This window comes from Sphingomonas sp. 35-24ZXX (assembly GCF_000786215.1).
In the GTDB taxonomy this organism is placed as follows: domain Bacteria; phylum Pseudomonadota; class Alphaproteobacteria; order Sphingomonadales; family Sphingomonadaceae; genus Blastomonas.
In genome coordinates, this window is record NZ_JROG01000004.1 from 354,241 (window position 1) to 373,947 (window position 19,707).

At 66.8% G+C, this 19,707-nt stretch carries 20 protein-coding genes; 10 read left to right on the forward strand and 10 right to left on the reverse strand.

Going from position 1 to position 19,707, the window contains the following annotated elements; genetic code table 11:
- The first annotated feature begins 137 nt into the window (after positions 1–137).
- The 8 genes from LI72_RS09860 (at position 138) to nadA (ending at position 11,879) form a co-directional block, all read left to right on the forward strand.
- A complete protein-coding gene (locus tag LI72_RS09860; protein WP_033925707.1) occupies positions 138–5,075 on the forward strand; it encodes a beta strand repeat-containing protein in 4,938 nt (1,645 codons plus the stop codon).
- Between the two features lie 44 nt (positions 5,076–5,119).
- Positions 5,120–5,650 carry a hypothetical protein gene (locus LI72_RS09865; RefSeq protein WP_033925708.1) on the forward strand — a complete coding sequence of 177 codons (531 nt, stop codon included), beginning with the start codon at positions 5,120–5,122 and terminating at the stop codon, positions 5,648–5,650.
- An 82-nt stretch (positions 5,651–5,732) separates the two neighbouring features.
- A complete protein-coding gene (locus LI72_RS09870; RefSeq protein WP_033925709.1) occupies positions 5,733–6,941 on the forward strand; it encodes a trans-sulfuration enzyme family protein in 1,209 nt (402 codons plus the stop codon).
- Between the two features lie 94 nt (positions 6,942–7,035).
- Positions 7,036–7,407 (forward strand): BlaI/MecI/CopY family transcriptional regulator, encoded by a 372-nt coding sequence (locus tag LI72_RS09875; protein WP_033925710.1) that lies wholly within the window; start codon positions 7,036–7,038, stop codon positions 7,405–7,407.
- Complete coding sequence (locus LI72_RS19055) at positions 7,404–9,314, forward strand: M56 family metallopeptidase (RefSeq protein ID WP_052129707.1); 1,911 nt, start codon at positions 7,404–7,406, stop codon at positions 9,312–9,314. Before LI72_RS09875 ends, LI72_RS19055 begins: the two co-directional genes overlap by 4 nt.
- Before the next feature lie 72 nt (positions 9,315–9,386).
- On the forward strand, positions 9,387–10,262 hold the full coding sequence (locus LI72_RS09885) for an MBL fold metallo-hydrolase (protein WP_033925711.1): 876 nt from the start codon (positions 9,387–9,389) through the stop codon (positions 10,260–10,262).
- A gap of 19 nt (positions 10,263–10,281) precedes the next feature.
- On the forward strand, positions 10,282–10,875 hold the full coding sequence (locus LI72_RS09890) for a DUF4230 domain-containing protein (protein ID WP_033925712.1): 594 nt from the start codon (positions 10,282–10,284) through the stop codon (positions 10,873–10,875).
- Positions 10,872–11,879 carry a quinolinate synthase NadA gene (gene nadA, locus LI72_RS09895; RefSeq protein ID WP_033925713.1) on the forward strand — a complete coding sequence of 336 codons (1,008 nt, stop codon included), beginning with the start codon at positions 10,872–10,874 and terminating at the stop codon, positions 11,877–11,879. The genes LI72_RS09890 and nadA overlap by 4 nt, the downstream gene beginning before the upstream one ends.
- Before the next feature lie 4 nt (positions 11,880–11,883).
- Here the strand turns inward: nadA and LI72_RS09900 are convergent, their stop codons facing one another.
- The 5 genes from LI72_RS09900 to LI72_RS09915 all read right to left on the reverse strand — a co-directional run bounded on the left by LI72_RS09900 (position 11,884) and on the right by LI72_RS09915 (position 14,203).
- Entirely contained in the window at positions 11,884–12,507 is a 624-nt protein-coding gene (locus LI72_RS09900) for a lysophospholipid acyltransferase family protein (protein ID WP_033925714.1), read from the reverse strand.
- Positions 12,508–12,634: 127 nt separating this feature from the next.
- The gene (locus LI72_RS09905) at positions 12,635–13,048 is read right to left on the reverse strand and encodes a DoxX family protein (RefSeq protein ID WP_156139569.1); all 414 of its coding nucleotides are present in this window, start codon (positions 13,046–13,048) and stop codon (positions 12,635–12,637) included.
- A gap of 10 nt (positions 13,049–13,058) precedes the next feature.
- A complete protein-coding gene (locus LI72_RS09910; protein ID WP_033925715.1) occupies positions 13,059–13,370 on the reverse strand; it encodes a zinc ribbon domain-containing protein YjdM in 312 nt (103 codons plus the stop codon).
- A gap of 10 nt (positions 13,371–13,380) precedes the next feature.
- Positions 13,381–13,509 carry a hypothetical protein gene (locus tag LI72_RS20630; protein ID WP_017672221.1) on the reverse strand — a complete coding sequence of 43 codons (129 nt, stop codon included), beginning with the start codon at positions 13,507–13,509 and terminating at the stop codon, positions 13,381–13,383.
- An 82-nt stretch (positions 13,510–13,591) separates the two neighbouring features.
- A complete protein-coding gene (locus LI72_RS09915; protein ID WP_033925716.1) occupies positions 13,592–14,203 on the reverse strand; it encodes a hypothetical protein in 612 nt (203 codons plus the stop codon).
- Positions 14,204–14,385: 182 nt separating this feature from the next.
- On the opposite strand from LI72_RS09915, the gene LI72_RS09920 reads away from it, so the two are divergent.
- The gene (locus LI72_RS09920) at positions 14,386–14,820 is read left to right on the forward strand and encodes a hypothetical protein (protein ID WP_156139570.1); all 435 of its coding nucleotides are present in this window, start codon (positions 14,386–14,388) and stop codon (positions 14,818–14,820) included.
- Between the two features lie 40 nt (positions 14,821–14,860).
- Here the strand turns inward: LI72_RS09920 and nth are convergent, their stop codons facing one another.
- From nth to dapB, 4 genes are all read right to left on the reverse strand, one after another.
- Positions 14,861–15,604 carry an endonuclease III gene (gene nth / locus LI72_RS09925; RefSeq protein ID WP_033925718.1) on the reverse strand — a complete coding sequence of 248 codons (744 nt, stop codon included), beginning with the start codon at positions 15,602–15,604 and terminating at the stop codon, positions 14,861–14,863.
- A complete protein-coding gene (locus LI72_RS09930) occupies positions 15,601–16,305 on the reverse strand; it encodes an aspartate/glutamate racemase family protein (protein ID WP_033926262.1) in 705 nt (234 codons plus the stop codon). Before LI72_RS09930 ends, nth begins: the two co-directional genes overlap by 4 nt.
- Positions 16,305–17,501, reverse strand: coding sequence for a M48 family metallopeptidase (locus LI72_RS09935; protein ID WP_052129708.1), 1,197 nt, complete (start codon positions 17,499–17,501; stop codon positions 16,305–16,307). The genes LI72_RS09930 and LI72_RS09935 overlap by 1 nt, the downstream gene beginning before the upstream one ends.
- An 85-nt stretch (positions 17,502–17,586) precedes the next feature.
- On the reverse strand, positions 17,587–18,318 hold the full coding sequence (dapB, locus tag LI72_RS09940) for a 4-hydroxy-tetrahydrodipicolinate reductase (protein ID WP_033925719.1): 732 nt from the start codon (positions 18,316–18,318) through the stop codon (positions 17,587–17,589).
- 54 nt (positions 18,319–18,372) lie between these two features.
- On the opposite strand from dapB, the gene LI72_RS09945 reads away from it, so the two are divergent.
- Complete coding sequence (locus tag LI72_RS09945) at positions 18,373–19,074, forward strand: NAD-dependent deacylase (RefSeq protein ID WP_033925720.1); 702 nt, start codon at positions 18,373–18,375, stop codon at positions 19,072–19,074.
- A 205-nt stretch (positions 19,075–19,279) separates the two neighbouring features.
- Here LI72_RS09945 and LI72_RS09950 read toward each other — a convergent pair whose 3' ends face one another.
- Entirely contained in the window at positions 19,280–19,687 is a 408-nt protein-coding gene (locus LI72_RS09950; protein WP_081984826.1) for an MAPEG family protein, read from the reverse strand.
- Positions 19,688–19,707 lie beyond the last annotated feature (20 nt).

Consider the following 19,707-nt stretch of genomic DNA (forward strand, 5'->3'; position numbering starts at 1 on the left):
GCATCTGGGGCTTGCACATCGGGTGTCCTCTGCTAGTTTCCCGCTCGGCTGGTTAACGACCACTCGGCGAATAGGGTCGCATGAGTAAGTTAGAGCCGGGGGTACACCCGCCTTGTCAGTGAGCAAGGAGCGGACCCATGAAGACTTTCCCCAACAACGCAAAAGCGTTGCGTGCCACGCTGTTTCTGGCGTCCAGCGCCGCAGCCATCGCCATCGCAAGCCCGGCCTATGCCGACGCGACGGCACCCTGCAACGTCAACGCGGGACCTGACGGCATTGCCGGCAATGCGGATGATGTCGCCGATTCGACCGAATGCGGCGTCAATGCCTCCGCGCCCGGCACCGGGGCAACGGCGGTCGGCAGCGGCGCCACAGCGGCCGGTCCATCGGCCGTTGCCATTGGCCGAGGCGCGGTTTCCCCAACGGCAGGCAGCATTGCCATCGGACTGAACTCCACGACCGCAACCATCGGCGCGACGCCGTCAGGTGCAGCATCGCTGGGCACCGCCGTCGCAATCGGCAATGCAGCGAAGGCGACGCAGGAAGATGCGGTCGCCCTGGGTGATCTCGCCAATGCCTCGGGCTTCCACGCGACCGCGATCGGCGGCGAATCGGTCGCCTCGGGCGTCGGCAGCCAGGCCTTTGGCTGGCAGGCTGTCTCGTCGGGTCGGACGGCTGTGGCGGTTGGACACCAGGCAAATGCCGCCGGCTTCGAGGCAACTTCGGTCGGCAAGAGCACCCAGGCAGGCGGCGCGAACGCAACAGCTGTCGGTAGCCGTGCCAATGCGGCGGGCATCAACTCGGTCGCGATCGGCAACAATGCGGTGACCGCAGACGGTACCACCCCCACCGGTGCAGCCTCGACCGGAACCGCCGTTGCGGTGGGCAATGGTGCGCAGGCCACCAATGAAGATGCGGTGGCGCTGGGTGATCTGGCCAACGCCTCGGGCTTTCACGCCACCGCCATCGGCGGCGAATCGGTGGCCTCGGGCGTTGGTTCTCAGGCTTTCGGATGGCAGGCCAACGCCTCGGGCCGGACCGCCGTGGCGGTCGGACATCAGGCCAATGCTGCCGGTTTTGAAGCAACCTCGGTCGGCAAGAGCGCACAGGCAGGCGGCACCAATTCCGCCGCGCTGGGCAGCCGTGCCAATGCGGCCGGGATCAATTCGGTCGCGATCGGCAATGGCGCCGTGACGGCGGACGGGACGACACCTTCGGGCGCCGCTTCAACCGGAACGGCGGTCGCCATCGGCAATCTTTCCAAGGCAACCGCCGAAGATGCCGTTGCGCTGGGTGACCTGGCCAATGCGTCGGGCTTCCATGCCACCGCCATCGGCGGCGAATCGGTTGCCTCGGGCATTGGTTCGCAGGCTTTCGGCTGGCAGGCCAATTCGTCCGGACGCACGGCGGTCGCCGTGGGGCATCAGGCCAATGCGGCAGGGCTCGAAGCGACCTCGGTCGGCAAGAGCGCTCAGGCGGGCGGCGCCAATGCGTCGGCGCTGGGCAGCCGCGCCAATGCCTCGGGCGTGAACTCTCTCGCGGCGGGCAATGCTGCCGTGTCGGCGGGGATCAATTCGATCGCGATCGGCAATGGTGCAGCGACAGCGGATGGCACCACGCCCTCGGGCGCCGCGTCGACCGGCACTGCGGTCGCAGTCGGCAACGGAGCGCAGGCCACCAATGAAGATGCGGTGGCGCTGGGCGATCTTGCCAATGCGTCGGGCTTCCACGCTACCGCGATCGGCGGCGAATCGGTCGCCTCGGGCGTGGGCAGCCAGGCCTTTGGCTGGCAGGCCAATGCCTCGGGCCGCACTGCGCTGGCTGCGGGCCACCAGGCCAATGCCGCCGGCTTCGAAGCGACCTCGGTCGGCAAGAGCACGCAGGCGGGCGGCGCGAACGCAACCGCGGTCGGCAGCCGCGCCAACGCTGCTGGCCTCAATTCGGTCGCGATCGGCAACAATGCGGTGACTGCCGATGGCACCACGCCCTCGGGCGCAGCGTCCACCGGCACGGCGGTCGCGGTCGGCAACGGCGCTCGCGCCACGGCAGAAGATGCGGTGGCGCTGGGTGACCTCGCCAATGCGAGCGGATTCCATGCCACCGCGATCGGCGGTGAATCGGTCGCCTCGGGCGTCGGCAGCCAGGCCTTCGGCTGGCAGGCCAATGCCTCGGGCCGCACGGCTGTCGCCGTCGGTCATCAGGCGAATGCCGCCGGGCTGGAGGCGACTTCGGTCGGCAAGAGCGCGCAGGCAGGCGGCGCAAATTCCACGGCGCTGGGCAGCCGCGCCAATGCGGCCGCCGATACTAGCACCGCGCTGGGCAATGCGGCGAGCGCGACCGCGGCCAATTCGGTCGCTCTGGGCTCGGGATCGGTCGCCGACAGGGCGAACACAGTTTCGGTGGGCGCAGTCGGCGCAGAGCGGGCGATCACCAATGTCGCGGCAGGTACGGCGCTGACCGATGCGGTCAATCTCGGCCAGCTCAATGCGGTGGCGGCAGTCACCACCGCCAACACCACGAAGCTCAACTATCTTGCCGTCAACAGCACCCGCGCCGGGGCCACCGCCACCGGTGCATCGGCGATCTCGCTGGGCGACAATGCCACGGCAGATGGCGTCGATGCGCTGGCGATCGGCGGTGACGATGCTGGCACCGGCGCACGCGCGATCGGCAATTCGACCGTTGCCATCGGCGGTGAAGCCGATGCGATCGGTCCGGGCGCGACCTCGATCGGCTGGCGGTCCAACGCCAATGCAGAACGCGCGCATGCCTTGGGCCATCTCGCCAATGCCACCGGCGTGCGTTCGCTCGCGGTGGGCGAGGCCGCCAATGCCACCGCGCTGACCGCTGTTGCGGTCGGCAACCAGGCCAGCGCAACCGATGAGGATGCCGTCGCTGTCGGCGATCTGGCGGTCGCCTCTGGCTTCCATTCGACCGCAGTGGGAGGCGAATCGGTCGCCTCGGGCCGCGGCGCGCAGAGCTTCGGCTGGCAGGCGGTCGCCTCGGGCGAGCTCTCGCTGGCCGCGGGCCATCAAGCGCAGGCCACTGGCGTGCGTTCGACGGCCGTGGGCAAGAGCGCGGTCGCCTCGGCGATCAACTCGGTCGCCATCGGCAACCAGGCCTCGACCAACAGCGCGAACACCGCCTCGCTCGGCACCTCGGTCGCGGTCGGCAATCTGGCCGTCGCGTCGGATGAAGACGCCGTCGCAATCGGTGACCAGGCCCTGGCCTCGGGCTTCCATGCCACGGCAGTCGGCGGTGAATCGGTGGCCTCGGGCCGCGGATCGCAGACCTTCGGCTGGCAGGCCCGCGCCACCGGCGAGCTTTCGCTGGCGGTGGGCCATCAGGCGGTAGCCGGCGGCATCCGCTCGCTGGCGCTGGGCAAGAGCGCGACCGCCAGCGGCGATTTCTCGATCGCCATCGGCAACATGGCGTCGACCGGCATGTTCAGCAACTCGATCGTCATCGGTAGCGGATCGGTGGCGACGGCGAACAACCAGTTCGTGCTCGGCGCCGCCAACCACAGCTATCGCTTTGCAGGGCTCGCAGGCATCGTTCCGGCGGGACAGCAATTCTTCCTGACCATCGATTCGTCTGGCAACCTGATTGCCGTTGCCTCTGCGCCTCCGGGTTCGGGGATCGGCATCGGCGTGGACAGCACCCAGGTCGGCGTGGGTGCCAGCGCATCGGCAGAAGATGCGGTCGCGGTCGGCAACGGCGCGGTGGCCAGCAGCACCGATGCGACGGCCATCGGCACCGATGCGCAGGCCCTCAGCCCCGGCGCCACGGCGATCGGCGCGGGCGCCATCGCAACCGGCTCGACGGCCGTGGGGACCGACGCGCAGGCGCTCGGTGCGGGATCGGCGGCTTATGGTTCGAACTCGCGCGCAACCGGTGCACGCTCGATCGCCATCGGCGAGGATGGCGATGATGCCGATGGCCTGGGCGCGGTCGCTTCGGGTGTCGGATCGATCGCCATCGGCAACGATGCGCGTTCGACCGGCGTCGAATCGGTGGCGATGGGCCTCAGCGCCGTGGCAACGGCACAGTCGGCGACGGCTGTCGGCGGCCGCGCTCTTGCCACCGCCACCGCTGCCACCGCCTTCGGCTGGCGGGCAGAAGCGGTCGCGGAACGCGCGACGGCACTGGGCCATCTTGCCAATGCCTCGGGCGTGCGTTCGACCGCAGTGGGTGAGGCCGCCAATTCGTCGGGCGCGCTGAGCGTCGCGGTCGGCAACCTCTCGGTCGCCAGCGGCACCAACGCGATCGCCATCGGCAATACGGCCGTCGCCAGCGGCGGCGATGCGATCGCCATCGGCGGCAATCGTGACGGCACTGCCGGTCGTGCCACCCAGGCCACGGGAGCCTCGACCACTGCAGTTGGCGGTCAGGCACTGGCCACCGCCACCGCCGCCACCGCTTATGGCTGGCGCGCGGAAGCGACGGGCGAGCGGGCCACCGCGCTGGGTCACCTGGCGGTGGCCTCGGGCGTGCGGTCGGTGTCGGTGGGCGAGGCGGCTGTCGCCTCGGGCGCAGGCGCGATTGCCATCGGCAACCAGACCTCTGCCGCGTTCGCCAACTCGGTTGCGCTGGGCAATGGCGCGGTCGCCAACCGGGCCAACCAGATCAAGCTGGGCGGCACGGGCAGTTCGGTCACCATCGGTGATCTGGCGGCGAGCACGGCGGCGCAAAGCGGCACCACCTCGATTGTCACCACCGATGCCAGCGGCACGCTGGGTGCGGGCCCCGCGGTCAGCACCTTTGCCACCAACGGGCAGATCAATGCGCTGACCGGGCAGGTCAACACCTTGTTCGACCTGACCGAGATCAACCGCCGCGCGATCAGCCGGGCGAACGAGGGCGTCGCTATGGCGCTGGCGATGGAATCGCCTGCGCTTCCGGCGGGCACCACCTTTGCACTGTCGGGCGGCGTCGGTTATTATGAGGACCAGGCATCGCTCACCACGGCCATCACCGCACGGGTTTCCGAAAACGCGACGGTTTCGGCCGGCGTTGGCGTCGGCTTCAACAGCGGTTCGGTGGGCGCGCGCGGCGGCTTCCAGATCGCCTGGTAAGGCCCGGAGCACCGGGTCGAACCAGGTCCTTGCTAAGGATTGGTATGAGATTTCTGAACACTCGGCCGGGGCTTTTTGCTCCGGCCTTTTTGCTTGCCGCTCTGGCCCTTGCGGCTCCGGTGCACGCGCAGACCCAGGCTGCGCAGCCGCCGATCTCGGTCGAGCCGGTGCCCAGCGAACTGGAACTCGCCAAATTGCTGTGGTCGACGATGACCGCTGTTCACCACGCCAATCTGTCGGGCAATTATTCGGTGCTGCGCGACATTTCCTCGCCCGGCTTCCAGGTCAACAACAACGCCGCGCGGTTGGGGGAGATCTTCGCCAGCATCCGCGAAAGCCGGGTCGATCTGTCGAGCGCGCTGCTGCTCGCGCCGACCTATACCGAGCCGCCTTCGGTGGCCGAGCCGGGCGTGATCCGGGTGCGCGGCTATTTCGGGCTGCGGCCCACCGCCCTGTTCTTCGATTTCTTCTTCCAATGGGTGGAGGGCCGCTGGCGGCTGCACGGCGTGTCGATCAGCCCGCAGGCGATCGCATCGGAAGAAACGCCCGAGCGCGGGCGCAATTCGACGCGGTGAGAAACGCTTTTTCGGCTTTCCCCTGACGCACGGGCGGCGCATATAGCGCGCGCTTTTGCATTTAACTTCAGGACAGCCCAAGATGAAGCGTAACGCCGGACAAGACCCCGCCATCACCAGCCGCTGGCGCCCTGCCACGCTCGCCATCCGGGGCGGCACTGCGCGCAGCGAGTTCGGTGAAACGTCCGAGGCCCTGTTCCTGACCTCGGGCTATGCCTATGACTGCGCCGAAGATGCTGCCGCGCGCTTCAACGGCGAGCAGGCGGGCATGACCTACAGCCGGTTGCAGAACCCCACCGTCGAGATGCTGGAAAAGCGCATCGCGTTGATGGAAGGCGCAGAGGCGACCCGCTGCATGGCGAGCGGCATGGCGGCGATGACCGCAGCCCTGCTCTGCCAGCTGCAGATGGGTGATCATGTTGTCGCCAGCCGGGCATTGTTCGGATCGTGCCGCTGGCTGACCGATACGTTGCTGCCCAAGTTCGGCATCGAGACCACGATCATCGACGGGCGCGAGCTCGACCGGTGGGAGGCGGCGATCCGCCCCAACACCCGTGTGTTCTTCTTCGAAACGCCCGCCAACCCGACGATGGACATCATCGACATGAAGGCGGTGTGCGACATCGCACGGGCGCGCGGCATCACTAGCGTCGTCGACAATGCCTTTGCCACCAACGTGCTGCAGCGGCCGATGGATTTCGGCGCGGATGTCGTCGCCTACAGCGCCACCAAGATGATGGACGGTCAGGGCCGCGTGCTCGCAGGTGCGGTGTGCGGTACCGAGGATTTCGTCACCAACACCTTGCTGCCGTTCACCCGCAACACCGGCCCGACATTGAGCGCGTTCAATGCCTGGGTGGTGCTCAAGGGCCTGGAAACGCTCGACCTGCGCATCCGCCGCCAGAGCGAGAATGCGCTCAAGGTCGCGAGTTTCCTCGAAGGCCGGGTCGAGCGCGTCAACTATCCGGGCCTGCCCAGCCACCCGCAGCACAACCTGGCCATGTCGCAGATGGAAGCCGTAGGACCGATCTTCTCGGTCTATGTCGGCGGCGGTCGCGAGCGCGCCCACGGCCTGCTCAACGGGCTGGAGCTGGTCGATATCTCGAACAACATCGGTGATTCGCGCTCGCTGATGACCCACCCCAGCTCGACCACCCACCATGGCCTGGGCGAAGAGGCGCGGCTGGCGGTCGGCATCACCGAAGACATGCTGCGGCTGAACGTGGGCCTTGAGGATGTCGACGACGTGATCGAGGATCTCGACCGCGCGCTGGGGAAGATCGGGCTGTAAGGGCAGGATCGAGCGGCGCAACATTCACCGTTTACAACCGTAGTCGTTTCGATTACATCCGTGGTCGCAAACCCTTTTCTGGCAAGGCGACTCGATGGCTCCCGAACGTATCAGCGATGCAGAACATGCGGTGATGGAGGTGCTGTGGCAGCGCTCGCCGCTCACCGCCGCGGACGTGGCCGACGCGCTCGCCGATGCGCGCGACTGGTCGCTGCAGACGGTCAAGACATTGCTCTCGCGGCTCACCAACAAGGGCGCCGTGTCCTATGACCAGGACGGCCGCCGCTATCTCTATAGCCCCATATTGGCGCGAGAGGATTATGTCGGCGATGAATCGCGTCGATTGGTCGATCGGCTGTTCGGGGGCCGCGCCGCACCGCTTATCGCGCATCTGGCGGAACAGCAGACATTCACGGCGGAGGATCTGGCCGAGATTGAACGACTGATCGGGGAGTTGAAGTCATGATCGGGGAATGGCTGAGCTTTGATACGATGGCGGACCTGGCCCACGGCAATGCCGGCGAGTGGCTGGTCGATACGCTGATCGTCACCGCCGCGCTGATGGCGCTGGTGCTTGTGCTGCGCCGCCCCGTGGCCCGCCATTTCGGTGCGCAGATGGCGTATGCCTTGTGGGCGATCCCGCTGGCGCGGCTGTTCATGCCGCCGCTCACCCGCACGATCGAGATGCCGGTCAGCAAGCCCGCAGCGCCTGACAGCGTCGCCGCCGAAAGCCTGCTGATCCCGGTCGCCGATGCGGCTGTTCCAGCCGACGCGATGCCCGATCCGGGCCTGGTGCATGGCCTGCTGGCGGATGCGGACTGGTTTGCGATCGGCGTGACGGTCTGGCTGTGCGGGGCAGCGATCTTCCTGATCGCCCAGCTTTCCACTTATCTGCAGAACCGGCGCGAACTGCTCGATGATGCGGTCGAGGTCGCACGGATCGACGATATCCGCGTGATCGAGATCGCCGGGATTGCAGGGCCGTTCGCCTTCGGGCTGTGGCGGCGGTACATCGCGCTGCCGATCGGCTTTACCCGCGCCTACAACCCGATCGAGCGCGAACTGGCGCTGGCGCATGAACGCTCGCACCACCGCGCGGGCGATCTCTGGGCGAATTTCGCGGCGCTGGCGATGCTGTCGCTGCACTGGTTCAACCCGATCGCCTGGATGGCGTGGCGCGCGTTCCGCTTCGACCAAGAAGCCGCATGCGATGCGCGCGTTCTGCACCGGCGCAGCGCGGCCGAGCGGGTCGCCTATGCCCGCGCCATCGCCAAGGCGGCGACCGGCCACACGCTGGCCTTTGCCAGCCCGTTGAACCCCAAGGAAAAGATTGTCGAGCGGCTGAAGATCATGAAGCAGAGCGAAACCTCGCGCGCGCGCAAATGGCTGGGCGGGGGCCTGATTGGCACCGGGCTGGTCACCGCAATGGCGATGACCGCCACGGTCAGCTATGCGGTGCAGCCGGTATCGCAGCCGGATGTTCCGGAAGCGCCGCTCCGCGCTGATGCGCCGGACAAGCCCGATGCGCCGGCATGGCCCGAGCCGGTCGAAGATGCCTGGGAGCCTGATGTTTCCAGCGCGCCGGTCACCCCGGTCGTCAAGGATGGCGTGTACATCTACACCGTCAAGAGCGGCCCCAGGAACGTCGTGCTGCGGCTCGACCGTCCCGCTCGCCAGGTCGAGATCGACCGGATGGTGGCCGATGCCGAACGCTCGCGCGCCGATGCGGACCGTTCCATTGCCGATGCCGATCGTGCCGCGGCTCAGGCCGACCGTGCCGTCGCCGATGCAGACCGCGCGATGGCCGAGGCCGACCGTGCCGCTGCCGCCACCGAACGGCATGCCTTTGCCATGGACCGGGCAGCCCGGGCGCGCGCTTCGGCCAGTGACCGTGCCCATCGCGTCGTCGTCCGCACCGGTTCGCCCGACAATTATGTCATCGAGATGGGGAAGGGCCACAAGCTGCGCGTCCGGACCAGCGATTGCAACGGCAAGCCCAAGTCCGCCGCGTTCATGACGCACACCGAAACCAAGAACGGCAATGTCACGCGGACCAAGGTCGTTACGTGCGGCCAGGTGATGCCCAACGAGGCCGAAATCGCGGCGAACATCGAAAAGGGCATGGCCGAGGCGCGCCGCAGCATGGAAATCGCGCGCGCCGAAATCCGCAGCAACAAATGGCTGAGCGACGAGGATCGGGCCGAAGCGCTGCGCGGTCTGGATGAAGGCATGCGCGAGCTGCGCGCCGATCTCGCCGAGGCCAAGCGTGATCTGCGCCGGGACATGGAAGAGGCCCGCCGCGAGATGCGCGCCGTTCCCGCGCCGCCCGCACCCCCCGCCGCTCCCGCCGAACCGTCGTCTCGCCGCTGGTAAGCTTGGGGGCGATCCCGCGCAATTTCGCGCTCGCCCCTTTCGCTTTGCATCGATCAATGCCACTTAGGTGCGATGGAACTGCCTGCTGATCTTCCGACCGGCCTTGCCGAAACCATCGAACCTCTGGTGCGCCGCGTGCTCGCGGGCAACCCGTCCGCCTTCACCTTTACCGGCACCCAGACCTATGTCGTGGGCAATGGCGCCGATGTCGCGGTGATCGATCCGGGCCCGGCAGACCCTGCGCATATCGACGCGATCCTGGCCACGGTCGGCGACGCGTGCATCGCCGCGATCCTGTGCACGCACACGCACCGCGATCACAGCCCCGCCGCCGCTCCGCTCAAGGCACGGACCGGCGCGCCGATCATCGGTTGCGCGCCGCTGATCCTGTCCGACGATGGCCCGCGCTCTGACGAGGCGTTCGATACGACCTACGCGCCCGACCGGGTGCTCGCCGATGGCGAGAGCGTGGCGGGCGATGGCTGGACACTCGAAGCGGTCGCGACCCCCGGGCACACCAGCAACCATCTGTGCCTGGCTTTGGTGGAAAGCGGCGCGTTGTTCACCGGCGATCACGTGATGGGCTGGTCGACCAGCGTCATCTCGCCGCCCGATGGCGACATGGCCGCCTATATGGCGAGCCTCGCCAAGCTTCAGGAGCGCACCGACCGCATCTATTATCCCGCGCATGGTCCTGCTGTGGAAAACCCCGCGCAGTTGGTGCGCGGCATGATGGGGCATCGCAAGCAGCGCGAGCGGCAGGTGCTGCGCCAGCTCGAAGGCGGGCCGCAGGCGATTCCCGACATGGTGCCGCAGATGTACAAGGGGATCGATACCCGCCTGTACGGCGCGGCTGGCCGATCGGTGCTGGCGCATCTGATCGATCTGGAAAACCGCGGCGCAGTGACCCGCGACGGCGATCTGTGGGTGCTCGCCGATGCCGCTTAGGGGATCCACCGTCGGCTTGATGGTGGCAGGTGCGCTGGCCCTGGGGGCGGGTGGCACCTGGCTGGCATCGGGCCTGATCGAAAACGACAGCGAGGTTTCGGCCGAGGCGATGCTCGCCGGGTTCGAGCGGCAGAACAAGCTGGTCGTGCTGGTGGCGCAGGTCGTGCCCGTCGTCACCAACAAGGATCCGGGCTTTATCGGCATGTTCGACAGCGAGCAGACCGCGATCATTCCGGCGACGGTCAGCTATTCGCTCAACATGGCGCAGCTGGGAGCCGATGCGATCGTCTGGAACGAGACCGAGCGGCGGATGACGATCACTGCGCCGCCGGTGATGATCCAGCAGCCCAATCTTCAGGAGCAGCAGGCGCGCTATTATCGCGACGGGCTGTGGGTCACCGGATCGAGCGTAGAGCGGCTGTTCAAGGCCAATTCGGCCAGCGCGCTGAAGCAGGCGCGCGCGCTGGCGCGCAATGAATCGCTGGTTGCCATCGCCCGGGCCAGCGCCCGCGACGCGATCGCGCGCAATGCGCGTGCGTATTTGAGCGGCGCGGGGATGGAAGATGCTGTAGTGACCGTGCGAATTGCCAACCAGGGAGCGAATCTGCAATGACTGCCCAACCCCGTGAAAACCTGTCCGGCCTGGACCTGCGCGCCGAGATCGACCGGCTGCGCAAGGAACGGAACGCGGTGATCCTGGCGCATTATTACCAGAAGCCCGAAATCCAGGACATTGCCGATTTCGTCGGGGATTCGCTCGAGCTGTCGCGCATCGCGGCAGAAACCGACGCGGACGTCATCGCCTTTTGCGGTGTGAAGTTCATGGCCGAAACCGCCAAGATCCTCAGCCCCGACAAGATCGTGGTGCTGCCCGACATGGACGCCGGCTGTTCGCTGGAGGACAGTTGCCCGCCCGACCAGTTTGCCGCGTTCCGCGCCGCGCACCCGGATCATATCGCGCTGACCTATATCAACTGCTCGACCGAGGTGAAGGCGCTGTCCGACATCATCGTCACGTCGTCGTCGGCAGAGAAGATCCTGTCGCAGATCCCCTTGGATCAGAAGATCATCTTCGGCCCTGACAAGCATCTGGGCGGCTATCTCAAGCGCAAGCTGGGTCGCGACATGCTGCTGTGGCCGGGCGTGTGCATCGTCCACGAAGCGTTCAGCGAGACCGAACTGCTCAAGCTCAAGGCGCTGCACCCCGATGCACCGGTGGCCGCGCACCCGGAATGCCCGGCGCATATCCTCGACCATGCCGACATGGTGGGATCGACCAGCGCGATCCTGAAGTTTGCCAAGGAAACCACCAGCGACACCGTGATCGTCGCCACAGAGCCGCACATCATCCACCAGATGGAAAAGGCGGTTCCGGAAAAGACCTTCATCGGTGCGCCGGGAGCGGACGGCAACTGCAACTGCAACATCTGCCCGTACATGGCGCTCAATACGATGGAAAAGCTCTACGTGGCGCTGCGCGATCTGACGCCGCGGATCGAGATGGATGAGGAACTGCGGCTCAACGCCAAGAAGTCGCTCGACCGGATGCTCGAAATGGCGAGCAGCACCGTGGGGCAAGGCGATCTGGGCCGCCCTGATCTGGCGCATCAGGACTGAATGATCAGCCCTTCGGGGCTGAGTGCACCGCATTGCGCCCCGCCATCGCCGCATAAAAGGCGAAGGCGGGGGCCATGTCCTTTTCATAGTCTCCGGTCGGGTGGATCACAGGGCCAAGCCCTGCGCGACGATTGCCGTAGTCCATGAACCCGCAGACGATCGGCACGCCCGCGCCATGCGCGATGCGATAGAAGCCGGTGCGCCAGGCGGTGACGGCCTTGCGCGTGCCTTCGGGGGCAATGGTCAGGATGAAGTCTTCGCGCGCGCGAAATTCGGCGACCATCTGCTGCACCATGTCGCCCGCCGCGCTGCGATCGACCGGGACGCCGCCCATCTGCCGCATGAAGGTGCCGAACGGCCAGCGGAACAGCGAGGTCTTGGCCATGAAATGCGTCTGCAGCCCCAGTTCGCGGGTGACGCCCATGTAGTTCGGAAAATCCCAGTTGCTGGTGTGCGGCACGGCAATGATGATGTAGCGGCGATCGGGCGGCGGCGTGCCGACGGCGGTAAAGCGGTGGCGGCGATAGATGAACATCATCAGCGCATAGAGCGCGCGCGCTGCCCAGCCGAGATGCGCCGTCGCAGGTTCAAGCGACCGCTTCGGCGCAGGCTGGCTTGCATTCATCATCCGTCCCCCACGCAGGGGCTATCCCAGGGCCTGATAGCCGGGCGCCGCTGTCATCGCGTTGCCTGATGGCGTAAAGCCCTGGCAAGATCAATTGCCGTTACGGCAGGCCTTGTGATCTTTCGCCCGATCAGCGCGGGGTCTGTCGGCGGCGCCACGGCCAGTCTGTCACGCCGCCCACCCACAGCGCCCACCAGATGATGACCGGTTGAAGCAGCAGGCGCGGGCCGTGATAGCTCCACGGCAGGGTGCGCCCGCCCACCGCGATGTCGTTCAGCGCATGGTTGATGTTGGCGGGCCAGACGCACAGCGCATACAGCGCCAGGCCGATGCCGGCCGCATGACGCAGCCGCGGCACCATCAGCCCGATCGCGCCTGCGATCTCGGCCACCCCGGTCCAGAAGACGACGGCTTCGGGAAAAGGCACCCAGGCGGGCGTGATCGCCAGAAATCCGCCGGGTGAGCGGATGTGGATGACGCCCGCAGCGAAATAGATCAGCGCCAGCAGCCAGCGAAAGCCCGTGCGTGTTGCCGATTGCCGCATGTCCGGTGCGCTAGCGCTTGCGGACGAACTCGGCGCGCAGCACCAGGCCCTTGATGCCGTCGAAACGGCAATCGATCTCCTGCGCATCGCCGGTCAGCCGGATCGACTTGATCAGCGTGCCGCGCTTGAGCGTCTGGCCCGCACCCTTGACCTTGAGGTCCTTGATCAGGGTGACCTGGTCGCCATCGGCGAGCAGATTGCCCACCGAATCGCGCACCTCGACCGCATCGTCCGATGCAGCAGCGGGGGTGGCATCGCCAGGGGCGACCCATTCACCCGTGGCTTCGTCATAGACATATTCGTCGCTATCGCCGGTCTGCATGCGGACTGTCTCAGCTCTTCAGCGTGACGATGGAAAGCCCGCCGGGCTTGGTCGTCGGGTTGGATGCGTTCTGCGGCTTGGGCTTTTCCGCCTTGGGCTTGCGGGTCTCGCGGTTCGATTTCTTCTGGCCTTTTGCCATGGTCTGTTCCTTGTCCAGGCCCAGCGCCCGGGAACCAGCTATAGCCGCACCGGGCCCGGAAAGCGCCTGAATTCGGTTGCCGTCACCAGCCCCAGGGCGCAGGCGGCGTCGTCACCGGCTGCGTGAGGTCGAACTCGACGCGGAAATTGCGCGCATCGGGCCCATCAGGACGGTACAGGCCATAGGCATAGAGGCTGTCGCCGATCTCCACCTTCCAGCGATTGGTCACCGACTTGCCAAGACCGGCAGCGCGGAACATCGCGATGCTTTCTCCATCCACCGGAAACTCCTGCTGCTGCGCGGTGCCCCGCGTCGCAGTATCGCCGCCATATTGGGTGACCTTGTCGATGCTGCCATCGGCGTGGCGATGATCGTGCTTGAGCCTGAGACCTGCGCCGGTGCGCGTGATCACCCAGGTGCGCGACCGGTCCCAGCCGCCATCCGCCGTCCCGACATGGAACGGGATCTCGACGCGATCGGCGCTGCAGCTGCGGAAATGGACGATCATCGGCTTGCCCGCCAGATCGGCATCGGCAGCATCGCTGCTCACCAGCCGCCCCGCATAGGCCTTGCCGCAATGCTGCGCGAGGTTGGCCAGAAAGGAGGCTTGAGGGTCATCGGGCGCCGGCGCGGCGCATGCGGTCAGCAGCACGGGCAGGGCGAGGGCGATCGTGTATCGGAAGGCGTGGGTCATCGGCCCAGCGTGGCGCAAAGCTGCCAGCCTGTCGAGCGCCCGTGCGCACGCTTCGGCGCCCGCGAAAATAATCGTTGCGGCCCGGTCATTGGGCGATATCACTGCAGAAGGGGTCGCACACATCCCCGGCATCGGCGGCCTATGGCGCTTTTCCCGGACAGTTCGAGAAGGAATAGCCTGACATGGTTCGCACTCTTGCCGCGCGATTGGCCGCCAGCATCGTCCCTGCCGCCCTGATCCTTGCTCCGGCCCAGGCACAAGAGGCCGCCGCCGAAGGCCAGATGAGCGCCGAGGAAATCTATCAGATCATGATCGCCTGCACCGCCTATTCGACGCTCGCCGCGCAAATGGCGGGCGAAGAGGCGACCGGCCCCAATCGTGATCTCAGCGCGCGCTTCACCCGCGCGAGCATCATCATGGAGCCCCAGCAGAGCGCCGAGAATGTCGATTCTGCGGTGTCCGGCGCGGTCGGCGCAATGATCATCCGGCAGATGGACAAGAGCAAGAAGGCCGAAACCGACGCCGATTTCGCGACGCTCGATGCCAGCTGCAAGCAGATCGACACCAACATCCTGACCCCGCTGCTCGCCGAGATCGAAGCCAACGCGGGGAAGTAGGCGCGCACCCCCTTGGGCCCCAGCCTGCGCAGCGGACCGGCTATTCTGGAACCGCCGGTATCGGCTTTGCGACCTTGACCCGCTTCTTGCGCGCAGGCGCGGGCTTGTTGGCGCGGTGCTTTTTCGCGGCCTTGGGCACGGGGGCATCGGGTCCTTCGGGCTTGGGCTTGAACCGGCACAGATCTGCCACCGGGCAGCGCCAGCATTCGGGGCAGCGCGCCTTGCAGATATAGCGGCCATGCAGGATCAGCCAGTGATGGCCATGCACGCGGAACGGCCCCGGCGTGCCCTTGTCGAGGGCCTTCTCGACATCGTTCACGGTGCGCCCGGGTGCCAAGCCCGTACGGTTGCCGACGCGGAAGATATGGGTGTCGACGGCGAAGGTCTCTGCGCCGAAAGCGGCGTTGAGCACGACATTCGCGGTCTTGCGCCCGACGCCGGGCAGCGCCGTCAGCGCGTCGCGATCATCGGGAACCTCGCCCGCGTGGCGCTCGATCAGCGCCTGAGACAGCGCGATGACGTTCTTGGCCTTGCTGTTGAACAGGCCGATGGTGCGGATGTGCTGTTTCAGCCCGTCTTCGCCCAGGTCGACCATCTGCTGCGGCGTCTTGACCGCCTCGAACAGCGCGCGCGTTGCCTTGTTGACGCCGACATCGGTCGCTTGCGCCGAAAGCACGACCGCAACCAGCAGCTGAAAATGGTTTCCATATTCCAGTTCGGTCACCGGCGCGGGGTTGGTCTCGGCGAGGCGGCGGTAGAATTCGAAGGTGTCTGCCTTGTTCATGCGCCGCCTTCTGCCAGAGCGGCCTCCACCGCGGCAAGAGCGTGCAGCGTGGTGGTGTCGAACAACGGCACCGGGCTGTCTTGCTGGCTGACCAGCAGCATGATCTCGGTACAGCCCAGGATGATCGCCTGCGCGCCGCGATCGGCCAGCCGCTGGATGATGGCACGATAGATGTCGCGCGAGGGCGCGGCGATGATGCCGCGCACCAGCTCGTCATAGATGATGCGATGGATCTCGCGCCTGTCATCGGCATCGGGGGTGATTACATCCAGGCCGAAATGGTCGTGCAGCCGGTCGCGCAGAAAGGGCTGCTCCATGGTGAAGGCGGTGCCCAGCAGCCCCACGCTGCCGATCCCTTGACCGGCGATCGCGCGCCCGACCGGATCGGCAATATGCAGCAGCGGGATGGTGATGGCGGCCTGCACCGCATCGGCCATCCGGTGCATGGTGTTGGTGCAGATCACCAGCAGCTGCGCGCCGCCGCTTTCGACCTGCCTGGCAGCGGTGATCATCCGTTCGGTGAGCGCATCCCAGTCGCCTGCATGCTGGAGCGCCTCGATATCGGCAAAGTCGACCGAGACCATCACGCTCGCTGCGCTGTGCGTTCCGCCGAGACGGCGGCGCGCTTCCTCGTTGATCAGGCGGTAGTAGTGGGCTGAGCTTTCCCAGCTCATCCCGCCGATGAGACCGATGGTGCGCATCACGGGTTGGCGGCAGGGGCGGTCGCGGGCACGGGCACCGGCGGATGCTTGGCCTTCCATTCCATTGCGGTGCGCACGCGGCGCTCGACCGAGGGGTGGGTATAGAACAGCATCTCCTGCAATGGCGCCGGGCGCGGATAACGGTATTCCGCGGTCTTCACCAGCGCGCCCGCCAGCGCATCGGGCAGGTTGACCATCTGCAGCGAATAGGCATCCGCCTCGCTTTCGCCGATCCGGATCAGCGAGTTGGTCACCGGTACCGCCAACGTGCCGAGGAACGACAGCACGAAGATCAGCACCGGAAGCCCGCGCGGATCGCCGATCGTGCTGGCCTGGCTGCCGAAGGCCCGCGCGAAGCGCGCAAAGAGACGATCTGCCAGAAACAGGAACACGATCGCCAGCAGGCTCAGCACCAGCACCGATCGCCAGACATGCCCCAGCACATAATGGCCGATCTCGTGCCCGGTCACCGCGCGGACCTCGTCGAGCGACGCCTGTTTCAGCGCGACATCAGAAATCGCGATCCGCGCCGCGCTGCCGATGCCTGAGACATTGGCGGTGAAGTTGTTCGACTGGCGCGAGCCATCATAGATGAAGATGCGGTCCTCGGGGATGTCGACCTGGCGGGCCATGTCCAGCACAGCCTCGCGCACCGGGCCGTCGGGGATGGGCTGGTAGTCGTTGAACAGCGGCTCGATCAGCGTCGGCGAGAGCAGCAACATGACCGACACCACGACGGCCGAAAACCCGGCCGACCACAGCCACCAGCGCTGGCCGGTGCGGCGGATCAGCGCGTAAATTCCCAGGAAGAACAGGCCGCCGCCGATGGTGCCAATGGTGATGCCGATCGCGTCCTGCATCAGGAAATCGGCGAGCGGCTGCTGGGTGCGGTCATAGGCGCGCTCGTGGCCCCATTCCTCCCAGATGCTCCAGGGCAGGGTGATGATCGCCGAGACGATGAAGAAGGCGGCACCGGTCAGGAAGGTGCGCAGCGCCCAGCCGCGCTTTTCCAGAGCAGCCCAGACCCGGTCGGTGACTTTCAGGCGCACGATCAGCAAGGTCGCCACCGCCGAGACCAGCAGGCCCCACAGGATCATCCAATGGCCATCCATCGTGTAGGCCGCTGACTTGGCGAGCGCATCTGCCCCCAGGCCGTCGATATAGGCCCTGGTTGCCGCTTCCGGATCGAATGCCATGCTGTGCCCCGCTGTATTGTGTTTATAACACAGGCTTAGGGCGGGCGGCAGGAACCGTCAAGCCACGGCCCTCCGGCCAGGAATCTCAGGCCAGCCCCAGCACCTGCGGCATCGTGTAGCGACCAGCCGGTTTGTCGTGCAGCCACAGGCAGGCCTTCACCGCCCCGCGCGCGAACACCATGCGGCTCTCGGCGCGGTGCGTAAGCTCGATCCGCTCGTCGTCGCCCGCCAGGAACACCGTGTGATCGCCCGCCACCGATCCGCCGCGCAAGCTGGCAAAGCCGATCGCGCCGCGCGCCCGCGCACCGGTCACACCATCGCGCCCACGCTCGCTGTCGCGCGCCAGGTCCAGCCCGCGCGCCTTGGCCGCAGCCTCGCCCAGCAGCAGTGCGGTACCCGAGGGGGCATCGACCTTGTGGCGGTGGTGCATCTCGGCGATCTCGATGTCCCAGTCCTCACCCAGCCGCAGCGCAGCCTCGTGCACCAGATGCGCGAGCAGGGTGACCCCGAGCGACGTATTGCCGGTCTGCAGCACCGCAATCTGGTCGGCCGCGGTATCGATCAGCCAGTGATGGCGTTCCTCGAGACCCGTCGTGCCGACGACGATCGGGATGTTCGCCGTGATCGCCGCATCGAGATTGGCTTCAAGCGCGTGTGGCGAGGAAAAATCGACCAGAATGTCGCTGTCCTTGGCCAGCGCCAGTGCGTCGCCGCCCTTGTCGATGCCCCCCGCCACGCTTGCGCCCGATTCGGCGATCGCCGCTGCCAGCGCCTGGCCCATCCGGCCTGCATTGCCGATTATCCCGATGCGCGTCATCGCTGTCCTGCTCTTGCTTGTAACCGGGCCGGTCCATGCCTTAATGCAGCGGCTATGGCAAAGATTCCCAGCATCGTCATCCTCACCGGCGCCGGCGTGAGCGCCGAAAGCGGCATCGACACCTTCCGCGCCGAAGGGGGCCTGTGGGAACAGCACCGGGTGGAGGATGTTGCCACCCCCGAAGCCTTCGCCCGCGACCCCGATCTGGTGCTGCGCTTCTATGACATGCGGCGCGAGGCGATCCAGACCAAGCAGCCCAATCCCGCGCACGACGCGCTGGCGCGGCTCGACGCGCAATGGCCGGGCGAGCTGCTGATCGTGACGCAGAATGTCGACGACCTGCACGAACGCGCAGGCGCGAGCAGGCTGCTGCACATGCACGGCACGCATCTGACCGCCTGGTGCCTGGCCTGTGACGCGCGGCCCGAGTGGCGCGAGCCCCTGATCCATCGCCCCGCCTGCCCGGAATGCGGCACGCCGGGCCAGCTGCGCCCCGATATCGTGTGGTTCGGCGAGATGCCTTACGAGATGGAGCGAATCTACGAGGCGGTGGGCGGCTGCGACCTGTTCGTCTCGATCGGCACCTCGGGCGCGGTCTATCCCGCCGCCGGATTGGTGCGCGAGGCACGCGCGCGTGGCGCGCAGACGCTCGAGCTCAATCTCGAACCCAGCCAGGGCAGCCATTTCTTCCACGAATCCCGCCATGGCCCGGCATCGATGCTGGTGCCACAATGGGTGGATGAGGTTCTGGGGTAGAGCTTTTCCCCTCTCGCTCAAAAGCCCTCCCCCTTGATGGGGGAGGGTTGGGTGGGGGTGAGCTCTCCGGATTGCGCCAATCTAGCCCAGCCGCACCATCACCCTCACCGCTGCGACTAGGCAGCAAGCTGCCAAGTCTCGCTGCCTCTCCCATCAAGGGAGAGGCGATAAGTCAGCGCAAGAGGAGGAGAGAACGGGCGCTGTCTCACCCGTTCACTGTCACCACCAGAAACAGCGTCCAGCCGATCGCGATGGCATAGGCGAGCCAGGTGCCGACAACGCCCAGCGCGCGCAGCTGGGGCGGCTTGCCGGGGGCGTGCGCCTGATGCAGGCCGATGATGTGCGCGGCGCGGGCGGCGAGGAACAGGACGGCGAGCGCGGTCAGGGGCCAGTGGCTGGCAGCCGACATTTCCAGCAGCCCGATCAGGATCACGAACAGCGGGGCGTGCTCGGCCAGGTTGCCGTGCGCACGGCTGGAGCTGATCAGCCCCTGGTCGCCCGAATCGCCGAACGAGGTCTGGGTGCGAAAGCGCGCCCGCACGGTGGCGATTGCAGTGGCCAGAAGCATGATCGCGCAGATGGCGGCGGTCAGAGCGGTGATCGGCAATGTCATGGTAACCCCCCGGTGAGGGC